Source organism: Streptomyces sp. NPDC029466, assembly GCF_055574515.1.
In genome coordinates this window covers 26,790-41,614 of record NZ_JBVHZH010000006.1, presented here as the reverse complement: position 1 = coordinate 41,614, position 14,825 = coordinate 26,790, and the positions used below count along the sequence as shown (strand labels likewise).

The following is a 14,825-nucleotide window of genomic DNA, read 5'->3' as shown; positions in this document are numbered from 1 at the left end:
CGGCCCGGTGGGGCTCAGCAGTCGATCACCGGCCGGGCCCGCTCCACCACCGGCGCGAGATCCAGGGTGTGCGGCAGCGTGCCGAACGCGGCGCCCGCGTCGCCGCCGAGCCGGGAGGCGCAGAACGCGTCCGCGACCTCGGACGGTGCGTGGCGCACCAGCAGGGAACCCTGGAGCACCAGTGCCATCCGCTCCACCAGCCGCCGGGCCCGTGCCTCGATGCCCTCCAGGTCGGCGAGTTCGGTGAGCATCCCCTTGATCGCCCGGTCCAGCCGGTGGTCCGCACCGCGCGCCGCCCCGACCTCGGTCAGGAACGCGTTCAGCGCCTCGGGTTCGCGCCGCAGGGCCCGCAGGACGTCCAGTGCCTGGACATTGCCGGCGCCCTCCCAGATCGAGTTGAGCGGCGCCTCCCGCAGCAGCCGCGGCAGCCCCGACTCCTCGACGTAGCCGTTGCCGCCCAGGCACTCCAGCGCCTCCGCCACCATCGGCGTGCACCGCTTGGTCACCCAGTACTTCGCCGCGGGGACCGCCAGCCGCAGAAAGTTCCGGTCCCGTTCGGTGCCGCCGTCGTACGCGGCCGCCAGCCGCAGCGCGAGCGTGGTCGCCGCCTCCGACTCCAGCGCCAGATCGGCCAGCACATTGCGCATCAGCGGCTTGTCGATCAGCCGGCCGCCGAACGCCTCGCGGTGGGCGCTGTGGTGAACGGCCTGTGTCACCGCCTGCCGCATCACCGCAGCGGACGCGCTGACACAGTCCAGCCGGGTCGCCGCGACCATCTCGATGATCGTCGCCACCCCGCGCCCCTCCTCGCCGACCCGGCGCGCCCAGCTCCGCCCGTCGAACTCGACCTCCGCCGAGGCGTTCGAACGGTTGCCGAGCTTGTCCTTGAGCCGCTGGATGCGGAAGGCGTTACGGGTGCCGTCCGGCAGCACCCGCGGCAGCAGAAAGCAGGTGAGCCCTCCGGGGGCCTGGGCCAGCACCAGGAAGGCGTCCGACATCGGCGCCGAACAGAACCACTTGTGTCCGGTCAGTACGTACTCGCCGGATGCGGCCAGCGGCTCGGCGCGGGTGGTGTTGGCCCGTACGTCGCTGCCGCCCTGCTTCTCCGTCATGGCCATTCCGGCCAGCGCGCCGCCCTTCTCGGCGACCGGACGCAGCTCCTGCTCGTATACCGGGGAGGTCAGCAGCGGCTCCCATTCGGCCGCCAGCTCCGGCTCGGCGCGCAGCGCGGGTACCGCCGCATGGGTCATCGACACCGGGCAGCCGTGCCCCGCCTCGGCCTGCGTCCACACGATGAAGCCGGCGGTGCGGCGGACGTGGCCGTCCGGCCGGGACCAGGCGCCGGTCAGACCGGAGGTGATGGCGTGGCCGAGCAGCCGGTGCCAGGCCGGGTGGAACTCCACCTCGTCGATGCGGTGGCCGAAGCGGTCATGGGTGCGCAGCACCGGTGGGTGCCGGTCGGCCTGTTCGGCCCAGTGCTGGGCGTGCGCGGAGCCGGCCGCCTTGCCCAGCGTGCCCAGGTCCTCGCGTACCTCGTCGAGCCGCTCGGCGGCGATGTAGCGGGTGATGCCCTCGGTGAGGGCCGGGTCGTTCGCGAAGACGTCGTAGCCGACCAGCGGCGGGGGCTGGTTCGTGACCGTGTGAGTGGTGGCTGCCATGCCGGATACGGTAAGGAGGTGCAGCCCGCAAACGAACCAACCGAGCGGCCCGCGGGCCGTCTGACCAAGGCCCGCGCGCTGTACCGCAACGTTTCCAAGCGCCGGCTGGCCTGGCTCCTGCTCAAGGACACCGTCAACTCCTGCATGAAGTACCGGGTCACCGGTCTGGCCGCGGAGGCCGCGTTCTGGAGTCTGCTGTCGTTGCCGCCGCTGATCCTCGGGCTCCTGGGGGTGCTCGGCTATACGGACGCCTGGATCGGCCACGACACCATCGACCATGTCCGGCAGCGCATCCTCGAAGGCGCCGGCACCGTGCTGTCCGACAAGGGCGTGAACGAGATCGCCCGGCCGCTGCTCAACGATGTCTTCACCGGCCGCCGCCCGGACGTCATCTCCTTCGGCTTCGCCATCGCCCTGTGGTCCGGCTCCCGGGCGATGAACGTCTTCGTCGACACCATCACCATCATGTACGGGCTCGACGGGCGGCGCGGCATCGTGAAGACCCGGCTGCTGGCGTTCGTGCTCTACCTCGCCGCGCTGCTGGTCGGCGCCGTCGCGCTGCCGCTGATGGTGGCCGGCCCGGACACCGTGGTGAGCTGGCTGCCGGCCAGCGAGCATGTCATCCGGGCGCTGTACTGGCCGGTCGTGCTGCTGCTGTCGGTCGCCTTCCTCACCACCCTCTACCACGCCTCCGTACCGGTCCGTTCGCCCTGGCCGGAGGACATTCCCGGCGCGGTGGTCGCGCTCGGCATGTGGCTGCTCGGCAGCTTTCTGCTGCGGCTCTACCTCACCTCGACGGTCGAGGGGCCCACGATCTACGGTTCCTTGGCCGCGCCGGTCGCCGTACTGCTGTGGATCGGGGTGTCCGCTTTCGCGGTGCTGGTGGGGGCCGCGATGAATGCCTCGCTCGACCGGGTGTGGCCGTCGGTCGCCACGGCCGCGGCGCGCGAGGAGATCGCCCGCCGGACGTCCGCGAAGACCGGGGCGACGGCGGACACCGGCGATGCGGACGGTGCGGGGGCGGGCGGCGGGGGCGGCCGCGGGGACGGCGACGAGCGCAGGGGTGACGAGGGCAGGGGCGACGGCCGCGACGGCTGACCCGGCGCCACTCGTCCGGCGCATACGGCCGCGGTGCGGCGCGGGAAGCCGTGCGCGAGCCATTGACACTCACGGAACCCGGGCAGATGATCCTTGCCGACCGTTCGGCGAACGAAAGTTCACCAGGCGAACTTCCTGCTGGTATCGCACCGTGATCCGTGAATCCGAGGTCCCCATGTCTCCCATCGGCATGCCCCCCACCGGTCTTCCGCCCTCCGCCGCCCCCGGCCACACCTTCCGCTCCGTCGCGCCCGTCCTGGCGCTGTGCTGGCTCGCCGTCTTCTTCGACGGGATGGACGTCAGCATCTACGGCGCCGTCATGCCGCATATGCTCGACGACCCCGGATTCGGCCTCACCCCCGCGGTGGCGGGCACGATCGGCAGCTGGGTCACCCTCGGCATGCTGATCGGCGCGCTCGGCACCGGCACCCTCACCGACTGGCTCGGCCGCCGCCCCGTCGTCGTCGCCGGGGTGCTGGTGTTCTCCGCCGGTTCGGCGGTGTGCGCGGTCGCCGGCTCGCCCGGCCTGTTCGGCGCCGGACGCTTCCTCGCGGGTCTGGGGCTCGGCGGCCTGATGCCCATCTGCCTGTCGATGGTGATGGAGTTCGCGCCGCGCGGCCGGGCCGCCCTCGCCACCGGCCTGCTGATGACCTCGTACCACGCGGGCGCCATGTGCGCGACGGTCCTGGGGCTGACGCTCGCCCCCACGCAGGGCTGGCGCTGGGTGTTCTGGGTCGGCGCCCTGCCCGCCTTCGTCGCCGCCCCGTTGCTGCTGCGCCTGCTGCCGGAGTCGCCCGGTGTGCTGCTCGCCAAGGGCCGTACCGCCGAGGCCGCGGCGGTCGCCGGCCGCTACGGCATGGCACCTCCGGTCCTCGCCGACGCGCCGGCCCAGGGCGCCAAGGGCCGCCTCGCCTCGGTCCTCGCCCTCTTCCGCCCCGGCGTCCGCCTGGCCACCCCGCTGCTGTGGCTCGCCTCGTTCTGCGGCCTTCTCCTGGTCTACGGCGTCAGCACCTGGCTGCCGCAGATGATGCGCGCCTCCGGGTACGGCCTCACGTCCTCGGTCAGCTTCCTGCTCATCATCAACGCGGGCGGCATCGCCGGCCTGCTGATCGCGGGCCGCCTCGGCGACCGCTACGGCCCGGTCAGGGTCTCCGCCCTCTGGTTCCTGCTGACCGCCGCCGGCGCACTGCTCCTCGGGGCGCGGCTGCCGCTCGGCGCCACGTACGTGGTCGTCGCCGTCACCGGTGTCTGGCTCTTCAGCGCGCAGGTGATGGTGTACGCGGCGACCCACCGCGTCTATCCGCCCGCCGAACGCGCCACCGGCCTCGGCTGGGTCACCGGCATCGGCCGCACCGGCGCGGTCGTCGGCCCCTGGCTCGGCGGCGTCCTCGCCGCGACCGCCAACAGCCAATTCGGCTTCAGGGTCTTCGCGTTGGCCGGTCTGCTGGGCGCGCTCGCCATCGGCTCGGTGCCGCTGGCCCGGCGCCTCGGCCGCCCGCCGGTGACCGCACCGGCGCCGGAGGTGGCCGGCATGGAGCGGTGAACGGAGGGGAGGCGCCGCCTCCGGGCCGCCTCCGCGGGCCGGTACGCCGATGCTCCGCGGGCGGCGTACCGGCCTCCTCATCTCCCCTCCCGCCACCCGGAGTTGTGCGGAGCGGCGGCGCGTCGACTATTCTCGTGCAACGTACGGGAATAGGTGAGGGGAAGACATGACGCCACACACGCATGACGTCGTACCGAGGTCCCACTGGGCCGCGCCGTCCGGGAAGCCGCCGCTGTCCTCGCGGTTGATGCGGGCGACCTGGCGCGGACTCCCGGCCAAACAGCACGAGGTCGGCTGGGAGCCGGGCCTTGAGGTACCGGCCGCGGACGGCAGCCTGCTGCGCACGGACCACTACTTCCCCCGTACGAAGGGCGACTTCCCCACCCTGCTCGTCCGCTCGCCCTACGGCAGGGGCGTGCCGTGGTCACCCCTGTTCGGTGTGCTCTTCGCCGAACAGGGCTTCCATGTGGTCCTCCAGAGCTGTCGCGGCACCGCCGGGTCGGGCGGCCGGTTCGACCTGTGGCGCAACGAGGCCGGCGACGGGCAGGCCACCGTGGCCTGGCTGCGGCAGCAGCCCTGGTTCACCGGAACCCTCGGCACGATCGGCCCCAGCTACCTGGGCTATGTCCAGTGGGCGCTCGCCCTGGACCCGCCGCCGGAGCTCAAGGCGATGGTGGTCCAGGTCGGACTGCACGACCCCCATGCCCTCTTCCACGCGGGCGGTGGGTTCCTCCTGGAAACCGCACTCGCCGTCGGCCTCGGCGTGACCTACCAGCACCAGGGGATGCTGCCCTTGCTGCGGGCGACGCTGCGCCTCCAGCGCCGGATGCGCCAGATCACCGGCGCGCGGCCACTGCGCGGGGCGTATGAGTCCGCCCTCGGCGAAGTGCCGTGGCTGGACGGGGCGATGGCCCATCCGGACGCCGACGATCCGCACTGGGACGGGGCGTCCGTGGCGGAGGCGGCGGAACGGCTGAGCGTGCCCACCTGTCTGATCACCGGGTGGCACGACGGGCTGGCCGACCAGACCTTCCAGCAGTTCGCCCGGCTGCGGGGGGCCGGAGGTGAGTCCGCCCTGCTCGTCGGCCCCTGGACGCACACCTCCGCGATGCAGCAGGGCTGGCCCGAAGTCTTCGCCGAGAGCCTCGCCTGGCTGCGTGCGCACCTGTGTGGCGACCCCGCCGGACTGCGCCCCACTCCCGTACGGGTCCACGTCGGCGGCGAGGACGCCTGGCGGGACCTCGACGACTGGCCGCCGGCCCCTGCCACCACCGCCTGGTTTCCCGCGGCGAACGGAACGCTCAGTCGGCAGACCCCGGTGGAAGAGGGCGCGTTGGCGTCCTTCCGCTACGACCCGGCCGATCCCACCCCGTCCGTGGGCGGGCCGTCGGTGTCCCGCGCCGCCGGCACCTGTGACAACACCACCCTGGAAGCGCGGGAGGACGTGCTGACCTTCACGGGCCCGCCGTTGACCGAGCCCGTCGATGTCCTCGGACCGGTGTCCGCACGACTGCGGATCGCCACCGACACCGGCCACGCCGAGGTCTTCGCCCGCCTCTGCGACGTGGACGCCCGGGGCCGGTCCACCAATGTCTGTGACGGGCTGATGCGGGTGCGGACGAGCGGGGAAACCCCCTCGGAGATCACCGTGCCGATGAGCTCCACCGCCCACCGCTTCGCCGCCGGTCACCGGATACGCCTCCAGATCAGCGGCGGCGCCCATCCGCGCTACGCCCGCAGCCCCGGCACGGGGGAGACGTCCGTCGAGGCCACCCACCTCCAGCCGGTCCAGATCGCGGTGCACTCGGGATCGGCACTGACGCTGCCTCAGGGGGCCCCGTAGGGGCGGGCCGGGGCGGTCACCGCACCGGAATCCGCGCGTACCGCCCCGCCACCCACAGATCGGCCTCGATGCCGGCGGCGGCGGTGCGCAGGGCGGGCAGCAGGGCCTCACGGGCCTCGGCGGGGGAGCTGCGGGCCGCGTGGGTGGAGACATTGACGGCGGCGACCACCCGGCCGGTGCGGTCGTGGACGGGGACGGCGAGGGAGCGCAGGCCCTCTTCGAGCTCCTCGTCGACCAGGGCGTAGCCCGCCGAGTGGGCCTCTTCCAGGAGCGCGCCGAGGCGTTCGGGGTCGGTCACGGTGTGGGGGGTGAGTGGCTCCGGGCGCAGGCGGGCCAGCCGTGCGGAGCGCTCGGCCGGGGGCAGGCCGGCGAGCAGCACACGGCCCATGGAGGTCGCATACGCCGGAAAACGGGTGCCCAGCGTGATGTTGACGCTCATGATGCGCACGGTGGGGACCCGTGCGACGTACTGGATGTCCTCGCCGGAGAGGACCGCCATCGAGGCGGAGTCGTGCACCCGCTCGACCAGCGAGGCGAGATGGGGGAGGGCGAGGTCGGGCAGGGTGAGGCCGGAGAGGTGGGCGAAGCCCAGCTCCAGCACCTTCGGCGTGGGGCGGAAGAGTTTTCCGTCGGTGGTGAGGTAGCCGAGGTGTTCCAGGGTGATCAGGGCCCGGCGGGCGGTGGCGCGGGCCAGGCCGGTGGCCTCCGCGACGGCGGTGAGCGGGAGCGCCGCGCGGCCGGTGCCGAAGGCGGTGAGGGTGATCAGCCCGCGGGCCATCGATTCGACGAATTCGGGGCCCAGTTCCTGCTTGGACGCGCGCATCCAGGTGGCGTGGGACGGGCCGGGGCGGGTCTCGGGGGCGGCGTCGGCGGCCGGGCCGTTCCGGGGTGCCCGTAGCGCGTCCTCCATGGCGGAGACCGTCTCGCGCAGACGGGGGAGCACCGCGTCGGGCAGCGCGTCCGCGCTCAGCCGGCTGGTGTGGCTGACGACGCTGAGCGCACAGACCGGGCGGCCCTCGGCGTCCCGGACGGGCACGGCCACGGCCACCAGCCCCGGCTCGATGAGCTGGTCGTCCAGGGACCAGCCGGCGGTCCGTGCGGCGGCCACCCGCGCCACGAAGTCCGCGGCCGTGGCGGCACCGGCCGCCTCGTCCCCGGCGGGCCGCGGCGGGACGGCCGGGAAGCCCGCGTCCGCCGGGTCGGCCGCCCGGCGCGCCCGCCACCGCTGCCAGTCCTCCTCGTCCCACCGGTCCGCGAACAGCGCGCCCGGCGCGCCCCGTTCGGCGGGCAGCAGATCGCCGATGCGGAAGGCCAGCGACATGGCGCGGCGGCGGGTCGCCTGGTGGACGAAGCGCACCCCGTCACCGTCCGGCACCGCCAGCGACACCGACTCGTCCAGCTCATCGGCCAGCCGGTCGGCGAGCGGGCCGAGCCGGTCGGGGAGTTCGGAGGCGGCGAGGTAGGCGTTGCCCAGTTCCAGCAGGCGCGGTGCGAGCACCGCGTCCCGGCCCTCGGTCCGTACGTAGCCGAGCCGGGTGAGGGTGCTCAGCACCCGGTCCACGGTCGAGCGGGCGAGGCCGGTGTCGCGCACCAGATCGCCGACGGACCGCCGGCCGCCGCCGGTCGCCAGCTCCCGCAGCACGGCCAGGCTGCGCATCAGCGGCCCCACCGCCTCCGGTGGCGGCGGGGCTGACGGGGCGGTGGCGGCGGGGTGGGTCATGGCCTCTCCCTGGTGCGTCGATCTCGTCGGAACCGTACCCGGCGCACCGTTGACAGGGCCGGGGGCCGGGGCCAAACTCAGGACGGTGCAATTATGAACTTAAGTTCACTGTGCGAACAACCTGCTGCGGGGCGGTCCTTGGGGCCCGGCCCCGGGATGACCCGAGGGTGAGGACATGGCCGACATCCGTTCCCTGCACGAGGCCGTCGCGGAGCTGATCCATGACGGCGACACCGTGGCGCTGGAGGGGTTCACCCACCTCATCCCGTTCGCCGCCGCGCACGAGATCATCCGGCAGGGCATCAAGGGCCTCACGCTCGCCCGGATGACCCCCGATGTCGTCTACGACCAGCTGATCGGCGCGGGCGCGGCCCGGAAGCTGGTCTTCTCCTGGGGCGGCAACCCCGGCGTCGGTTCGCTGCACCGCTTCCGGGACGCGGTCGAGCACGGCTGGCCCGCCCCGCTGGAGATCGACGAGCACAGTCACGCCGGGATGGCCAACCGCTACGCCGCGGGCGCGGCCCGGCTCCCGTTCGCGGTGCTGCGCGGCTACCGCGGCAGCGACATCCCGGCCCGTACGCCCACGGTCTCCACCGTCGTCTGCCCGTTCACCGGTGAGGAACTGGCCGCCGTCGCCGCCCTCAACCCGGATGTCACGGTCATCCACGCGCAGCAGGCCGACCGGGCCGGCAACGTCCAGCTGTGGGGCCTGACCGGGGTACAGAAGGAGGCGGCCCTCGCCGCCCGGCGGGTCCTGGTGACCGTCGAGGAGATCGTCGACACCCTGGAGCCGCGCCCCGGCTCCGTCGTCCTGCCCACCTGGGTCGTCGACGCGGTCGCGCTCGTCCCCGGCGGCGCCCATCCCTCGTACGCGGCCGGCTATTCGGTCCGGGACAACGCCTACTACCGGGAGTGGGACGGCATTTCACGGGACCGGGCGGCGTTCGGGCGGTGGCTGGCGGAGTGTGTGCGGGGGGAGGGGGACGGGGGACGGGGAGCGGCCGCGGGGGACGGGGTTGCGAGCGGGGCCGGGGGCGCTGACGGTGCCGGGGGCGGGAGCGCCGACGCCGTTCCGGCCGCCACTCCGGAGCACGTCCCCGAGACCACCCCCGAGACCACCCCCGGCTCCGCCCCCGAGACCGTCCCCGACTGCACCCCTGACGAGCTGATGGAGGTCAACGCCGCCCGTGCGCTCGCGGGGGCGCGGTCCTGCTTCGTCGGGATCGGGCTGCCCAGTACGGCCGCCAACCTCGCCCGCCGTACCGCCAATCCGGACCTGGTGCTGGTCTACGAGTCCGGCACCCTCGGCTCCAAGCCGACCCGGCTGCCACTGTCCATCGGGGACGGCGAGCTGGCCGACACCGCGGACTCGGTGGTGTCGGTGCCGGAGATGTTCAACTACTGGCTACAGGGCGGCCGGATCGACGTCGGATTCCTCGGTGCCGCACAGGTCGACCGGTTCGCCAATATCAACACCACCGTCGTCGACCGGGGCCCCGGCCGGCCCGAGGGGCGGCTGCCCGGTGCGGGCGGCGCCCCCGAAATCGCCGCCAACTGCGGGCAGGTGCTGATGGTTCTGCGGCACCGCCGCCGCAACTTCGTCGGGGCGCTGGACTTCGTCACCACCCTCGGCCACGGCGCCGGCCCCGGCGACCGGGCGGCGCTCGGACTGCCCGGCGCCGGTCCGACGGCGGTCATCACCGACCTCGGCGTACTGCGTCCCGACCCGGACACCGCGGAACTCGTCCTCACCGAGCTGCATCCGGGAGTGACGGTCGATCAAGTCCGGGCGGCCACCGGATGGGACCTCAGGGAGGCCGACACGATCGGTGTCACCGCCCCGCCCACCACCGCCGAACTCGCCGCCCTGCGGGCCCTGAAGGCGGCAGCCGCGGACGCACCGCCCCGCCCCTCCCGGAAGGACGCCTGATGCCCACCGCACCCCCGCCCCCACCGGCGCCCGCCGCCCCGCCGCTCCCCACCCAGGCCGAGATCAGCCGGGAGATCGCCGCCCGGCACACCGCCGCCGAACGGGACCGGGCGGCGGGCGCACCGGCCCCGGACCACCCCGCCCGGGACTTCGCCCCCTACCGCAGCAGCACCGCCCGCCACCCCCGCCGCCCGCCGGTGGAGATCGACCACCTCGCCGACCCGGAGGCCGTGGAGCTCGGCGGCCCCGTCTTCGGCGTCACGGACGTCACCGACCTGGACGCCGACCTCACCCGGCAGCACACCGGCGAACCGCTCGGCGAACGCATCACCGTCACCGGCCGCGTCCTGGACCGCACCGGCCGCCCCGTACGCGGCCAGCTCGTCGAGATCTGGCAGGCCAACGCCGCCGGCCGGTACGCCCACCGGCGGGATCAGCATCCGGCCCCGCTCGACCCGCACTTCACCGGAGTCGGCCGCTGTCTGACCGATGACACGGGCCGGTACGCGTTCACCACCGTCAAGCCCGGCGCCTACCCCTGGCGCAACCACCACAACGCCTGGCGCCCGGCCCATATCCACTTCTCGCTCTTCGGATCGGCCTTCACCCAGCGGCTGATCACCCAGATGTACTTCCCCGGCGATCCGCTCTTCCCCTACGACCCGATCCTCGCCTCGGTCACCGACCCCACCGCCCGCGCCCGCCTGGTGGCCACCTACGATCACGAACTGACCGTCCCCGAAAGGTCCTTGGGCTACCGCTGGGACGTGGTCCTGGACGGCCCGTCCGCCACCTGGATCGAGGAGGGCCGCTGATGCCCCGCGCCACCCCCCGCCACGACCGGTCCGGCGCCCCGGCGGGTGCCCCCGCCGGGCCGCTCGCCCCGACCCCCGCCCAGACCATCGGCCCCTTCTACGGCTACGCCCTGCCGTTCCCCGGTGGCGGGCAGATCGCCCCGGTCGGCCACCCCGGCACGGTCACCGTGCACGGCTGCGTACGGGACGGGGCGGGCGCCCCGGTGCCGGACGCGCTGCTGGAGTTCTGGCAGGCGGGCCCGGACGGCGGCCGTACGGGCGCGCCCGGTTCGCTGCGCCGGGACCCGGCCACCGGCGCGGTCCTCGGCCGCAACGGGGTGGACTTCACCGGCTTCGGCCGGGTCCCCACCGACGCCGACGGGCGCTATGCCGTCCACACCCGTCCGGCCACCGCCCCCGCCGGGCGCCCGGACGCCGCCCCCTACCTCGCCGTGTGCCTCTTCGCCCGCGGCCTGCTCCACCACCTGTTCACCCGCGTCTACTTCCCCGGGCACCCGGCGGACCGGCCCGCCGACCCACTGCTCGCGCGGCTTCCCGCGCAGCGCGCGGACACCCTGCTCGCCCGCCCCGACGGCCCCGGCCGGTACCGCTTCGACATCCGGCTCCAGCGGTCGGCGGACGGCACCCACGAGGAGACGGTCTTCCTTGCCTACCGATGACCTGCCGTGCGGCGCACCGGGCCCGGCGGCCCAACCGGCGGACGAGGCAGCCGACTTGGGTCTGCTGGCGCCGTCCTGGGCCGGCTCCGCCGTGGCCGCCGCCACCGGTGACGCCGGATATCTGCGGGCCCTGCTCGACGCCGAGGCCGCGCTGACCCGTGCCCAGGCCGCCCTGGGACTCGCCCCGGAGGCGGCGGCCGCCGCCGTCACCGCCGCGGCCGCCGAGACCCACCGCTACGACCCCCGTGCCCTCGCCCTGCGCGCCCGTGCCGTGGGCAACCCCGTGGTCCCGCTCGTCGCCGACCTGACCGCCGCCGTCGCCGCCCGCGACCCCGAGGCCGCCGCCTACGTCCACCGGGGCGCCACCAGCCAGGACATCCTGGACACCGCCACGATGCTGGTCTGCGCCCGCGCCCTGGACACCGTGCTGCCGGACCTCACCCGCACCGCCGCCGCGCTGCGCCGTACCGCCGCCGAGCACCGCGACACCCCCATGGCGGGCCGCACCCTCACCCAGCACGCGGTGCCGACCACCTTCGGCCTCAAGGCCGCGGGCTGGCGCGGCCTGGTGCTCGACGCCCATGACCGGCTGGCGTCCGTACGGGCCACGCTGCCGGTGCAACTGGGCGGCGCGGCCGGCACCCTCGCGGCCTTCCATGCTTACGCGGTGGCCGACGGCGCGTCACCCCCTCCCGACCTGGGCAGCCGGCTCCTGGCCCGCTACGCCGCCGAGACCGGACTCGCCGCACCGGCCCTGCCCTGGCACACCCTGCGCACCCCGGTCGCGGATCTCGCCGGAGCGCTGGCCTTCACCGCGGGCGCCCTCGGCAAGGCGGCCGCCGATGTCCTCACCCTCTCCCGCACGGAGCTCGGTGAACTCACCGAGGGCAGCGGCGGCGGCTCCTCCGCCATGCCGCACAAGACCAACCCGGTGCGTGCCACGCTCATCGCGTCCGCCGCCCGGCAGGTCCCGGGGCTCGCGGCGGTGCTGTACGGCTCGCTGGCCGCCGAGGACGAACGCCCGGCCGGCGCCTGGCACGCCGAATGGCAGCCGCTGCGGGACGCCCTGCGGCTGACCGGCGGCGCGGCCCGGGACGCCGCCGTACTCACCGCGGAGCTGCGCGTCCACCCGCACCGGATGCGGCAGAACCTCGACGCGACCGGCGGTCTGGTCGTATCCGAACGTCTGGTCGCCGCCCTCACCGCGCTGACCGGCCGCGCCGAGGCCCGCCGCCTCCTGGACACGGCGGCCCGGCGCACCGCGGAGCGGGGCATCGCGCTGGCGGCGGCGCTGGACGAGGTGCTGCACGAGGCCCCGCCCACGGCCCGTGACGAAGACCGGTCGGCCCCGCCCGGCGGCCCGGCCACCGCGCGCGAGGCCCCGGTGCTGTCCCCGTCGCGGCTGCGTCAACTCCTCGACCCCACCGGCTACCTGGGCTCCGCCGGCGCCCTGGTGGACCGTGCACTGGAACGCACCGAGCACCACCCTCAGGAGTCCGCATGACCCACCCGCCCGCCACCCCGCTCCCGCACCACACCGCGGACGGTCCCGAAGACGCCCCGCCGCTCCTCCTGGGCCCCTCGCTCGGCACCTCGCTCGCCGTCTGGGACCCCCAACTCCTCTCCCTGGCACGGCATCACCGCGTCATCCGCTGGGACCTGCCCGGCCACGGCGGCACGCCCGCCGGGGTACTGGGCGCCGGGTCCGCCCCCACCACCACCGTCCCCGGCCTGGCCCGGCTGGTGCTCGGCCTCGCCGACGCCCTCGGTATCGACCGGTTCGCCTACGCCGGGATCTCGCTCGGCGGCGCCGTCGGGGCCTGGCTCGCCGCCCACCACCCCGAGCGGATCAGCTCGCTCGCCCTGCTCTGCTCCTCCGCACGGTTCGGCGAGCCGGCGGGCTGGCACGAACGGGCCGCGCTGGTACGGGAAACGGGGCTCGGCCCCATCGCCGACGCCGCCGCGAGCCGCTGGTTCACCCCGGCCTTCGCCGGCACCCCACAGGCCCGGTCGCTGGTCGAGGCGGTGCGCCGGTCGGTGACGCCCGCCGGCTACGCGGCCTGCTGCGACGCCCTCGCCGCCTACGATCTGCGCGCCGGTCTGGGCCGGATCACCGCCCCCACGCTCGTCGTCGCGGGCCGCGACGACCCCGCCACCCCGCCCGCCCACGGCCGCGAACTCGCCGACGGCATCACGGGCGCCCGCCTGCTGGAACTGTCCGGCGCCGCCCATCTCGCCAACGTGGAACGCCCCGCCCCGGTGCGGGACGCCCTCCTCGGCCACCTCGCGGCACCCCCGCACCACGGCTCCCCGGCCGCGGCCCCCGGCCCCGGCGCACCCGCACCCCACCCCGCGGAAGGAACGGCGCAGTGACCCACCCCCGTCACACCACGGTCGGCATCATCGGCGGCGGCCCGGCCGGGCTGCTGCTCGCGCGGCTGCTGCACCGCTCCGGCATCGACTGCGTCGTCCTGGAGAGCCGCGACCGCTCCTATGTCGAACGGCGCCAGCGCGCGGGCATCCTGGAACAGGGCACCGTGGACGTGCTGCGCGCCTGCGGGGCGGGGGAGCGGATGGACCGGGAGGGCCTGGTCCACGACGGCATCGAACTGCGCTGGAACCGGCGCGCCCACCGCCTCGACTTCCCCGCGCTGACCGGCGGCCGCCGGGTCATGGTCTACGCCCAGACGGAAGTGGTGAAGGACCTGATCGCCCTCCACCTCGCGGACGGGCCACCGCTGCTGTTCGGAGCGCGGGCGCTCGCGGTGACGGGCGCGGACACCGGCCGGCCCGCCGTCCGCTACCGCCACCAGGGCCGCGAACAGACCCTGACCTGCGACTACGTCGTGGGCTGCGACGGTTTCCACGGTGTCGCCCGGGAGGCCGTACCGGAGGGCGTCCGCCGTACGTACACCCGCGGCTACCCCTACTCCTGGCTCGGGGTGCTCGCCGAGGTCCCGCCCTCCCACGACGAGTTGATCTACGCCCACTCCGCACGCGGCTTCGCCCTGTTCAGCATGCGTACACCGACCCTCAGCCGGCTCTACCTCCAGGTCCCCAACGGGACCGATCCCGCCGACTGGCCCGACGACCGCATCTGGGACGAACTGGAGGCCCGCGGCGCGATCGACGGCCCGTGGAAGCTGGCGCGCGGACCGCTCAGCGCCAAGGCCGTCCTGCCGATGCGGAGTTCGGTCACCGAACCGATGCGGTACGGGCGGGTCCTGCTGGCCGGCGACGCGGCGCACATCGTGCCGCCCACCGGAGCCAAGGGCCTCAACCTGGCCGTCGCCGATGTCACCGTCCTGGCCCGCGCCCTCGACCGGTTGCACCGCACCGGCTCCACGGAACTGCTCGACGCCTACTCCGACACCTGTCTGCGCCGGGTCTGGCGCGCCGAACACTTCTCGGCCTTCATGACGACGACCCTGCACACCGCCCCGGACCAGAGCCCGTTCGACACCCGGCTCCAGCTGTCCCAGCTCGACCGGATCGCGGGTTCGCCGCACGCCGCCGCGGAGCTGGCCGAGAACTACACGGGACCGCCGCTGGCCTGAGG

11 protein-coding genes and 1 pseudogene are annotated in these 14,825 nt (G+C 74.7%); 10 read left to right on the top strand and 2 right to left on the bottom strand.

All coding sequences use genetic code 11. The features are described from left to right. Positions 1-14 precede the first annotated feature (14 nt). On the bottom strand, positions 15-1,658 hold the full coding sequence (locus ACZ4XD_RS07735; RefSeq protein WP_468039216.1) for an acyl-CoA dehydrogenase family protein: 1,644 nt from the start codon (positions 1,656-1,658) through the stop codon (positions 15-17). An 18-nt stretch (positions 1,659-1,676) separates the two neighbouring features. Here ACZ4XD_RS07735 and ACZ4XD_RS07730 point away from each other — a divergent pair, with 18 nt between their 5' ends. The 3 genes from ACZ4XD_RS07730 to ACZ4XD_RS07720 all read left to right on the top strand — a co-directional run bounded on the left by ACZ4XD_RS07730 (position 1,677) and on the right by ACZ4XD_RS07720 (position 6,142). Next, positions 1,677-2,756 carry a YihY/virulence factor BrkB family protein gene (locus tag ACZ4XD_RS07730; RefSeq protein ID WP_468039214.1) on the top strand — a complete coding sequence of 360 codons (1,080 nt, stop codon included), beginning with the start codon at positions 1,677-1,679 and terminating at the stop codon, positions 2,754-2,756. Positions 2,757-2,907: 151 nt separating this feature from the next. After that, positions 2,908-4,299, top strand: a complete 1,392-nt coding sequence (locus ACZ4XD_RS07725) for an MFS transporter (protein ID WP_468039212.1) — start codon at positions 2,908-2,910, stop codon at positions 4,297-4,299. Positions 4,300-4,465: 166 nt separating this feature from the next. Continuing rightward, the gene (locus tag ACZ4XD_RS07720) at positions 4,466-6,142 is read left to right on the top strand and encodes a CocE/NonD family hydrolase (protein ID WP_468039210.1); all 1,677 of its coding nucleotides are present in this window, start codon (positions 4,466-4,468) and stop codon (positions 6,140-6,142) included. 16 nt (positions 6,143-6,158) lie between these two features. Here ACZ4XD_RS07720 and ACZ4XD_RS07715 read toward each other — a convergent pair whose 3' ends face one another. After that, positions 6,159-7,862 carry an IclR family transcriptional regulator domain-containing protein gene (locus tag ACZ4XD_RS07715; protein WP_468039208.1) on the bottom strand — a complete coding sequence of 568 codons (1,704 nt, stop codon included), beginning with the start codon at positions 7,860-7,862 and terminating at the stop codon, positions 6,159-6,161. Between the two features lie 175 nt (positions 7,863-8,037). Here ACZ4XD_RS07715 and ACZ4XD_RS07710 point away from each other — a divergent pair. The 7 genes and pseudogenes from ACZ4XD_RS07710 to ACZ4XD_RS07680 all read left to right on the top strand — a co-directional run. Next, positions 8,038-8,838: pseudogene (locus ACZ4XD_RS07710) on the top strand (CoA transferase subunit A); the annotation flags it as partial. 192 nt (positions 8,839-9,030) lie between these two features. After that, a complete protein-coding gene (locus ACZ4XD_RS07705) occupies positions 9,031-9,792 on the top strand; it encodes a CoA-transferase subunit beta (RefSeq protein ID WP_468039493.1) in 762 nt (253 codons plus the stop codon). Further along, entirely contained in the window at positions 9,792-10,607 is an 816-nt protein-coding gene (gene pcaH / locus ACZ4XD_RS07700) for a protocatechuate 3,4-dioxygenase subunit beta (protein WP_468039206.1), read from the top strand. Before ACZ4XD_RS07705 ends, pcaH begins: the two co-directional genes overlap by 1 nt. Continuing rightward, a complete protein-coding gene (gene pcaG, locus ACZ4XD_RS07695; RefSeq protein ID WP_468039204.1) occupies positions 10,607-11,266 on the top strand; it encodes a protocatechuate 3,4-dioxygenase subunit alpha in 660 nt (219 codons plus the stop codon). Before pcaH ends, pcaG begins: the two co-directional genes overlap by 1 nt. Before the next feature lie 55 nt (positions 11,267-11,321). Next, a complete protein-coding gene (gene pcaB / locus ACZ4XD_RS07690; protein ID WP_468039491.1) occupies positions 11,322-12,770 on the top strand; it encodes a 3-carboxy-cis,cis-muconate cycloisomerase in 1,449 nt (482 codons plus the stop codon). After that, a complete protein-coding gene (gene pcaD, locus ACZ4XD_RS07685; protein ID WP_468039202.1) occupies positions 12,767-13,639 on the top strand; it encodes a 3-oxoadipate enol-lactonase in 873 nt (290 codons plus the stop codon). The genes pcaB and pcaD overlap by 4 nt, the downstream gene beginning before the upstream one ends. Next, positions 13,636-14,823 (top strand): 4-hydroxybenzoate 3-monooxygenase, encoded by a 1,188-nt coding sequence (locus tag ACZ4XD_RS07680; protein ID WP_468039200.1) that lies wholly within the window; start codon positions 13,636-13,638, stop codon positions 14,821-14,823. The genes pcaD and ACZ4XD_RS07680 overlap by 4 nt, the downstream gene beginning before the upstream one ends. Positions 14,824-14,825: the final 2 nt, after the last annotated feature.

What these genes read in the sequence shown, in the direction of transcription:
- ACZ4XD_RS07735 (WP_468039216.1), bottom strand. Translation starts at nt 1,658, where the DNA reads ATGGCAGCCACCACTCACACGGTCACGAACCAGCCCCCGCCGCTGGTC.
- ACZ4XD_RS07720 (WP_468039210.1), top strand. Translation starts at nt 4,466, where the DNA reads ATGACGCCACACACGCATGACGTCGTACCGAGGTCCCACTGGGCCGCG.
- ACZ4XD_RS07715 (WP_468039208.1), bottom strand. Translation starts at nt 7,862, where the DNA reads ATGACCCACCCCGCCGCCACCGCCCCGTCAGCCCCGCCGCCACCGGAG.
- ACZ4XD_RS07705 (WP_468039493.1), top strand. Translation starts at nt 9,031, where the DNA reads ATGGAGGTCAACGCCGCCCGTGCGCTCGCGGGGGCGCGGTCCTGCTTC.
- pcaH (WP_468039206.1), top strand. Translation starts at nt 9,792, where the DNA reads ATGCCCACCGCACCCCCGCCCCCACCGGCGCCCGCCGCCCCGCCGCTC.
- pcaG (WP_468039204.1), top strand. Translation starts at nt 10,607, where the DNA reads ATGCCCCGCGCCACCCCCCGCCACGACCGGTCCGGCGCCCCGGCGGGT.
- pcaD (WP_468039202.1), top strand. Translation starts at nt 12,767, where the DNA reads ATGACCCACCCGCCCGCCACCCCGCTCCCGCACCACACCGCGGACGGT.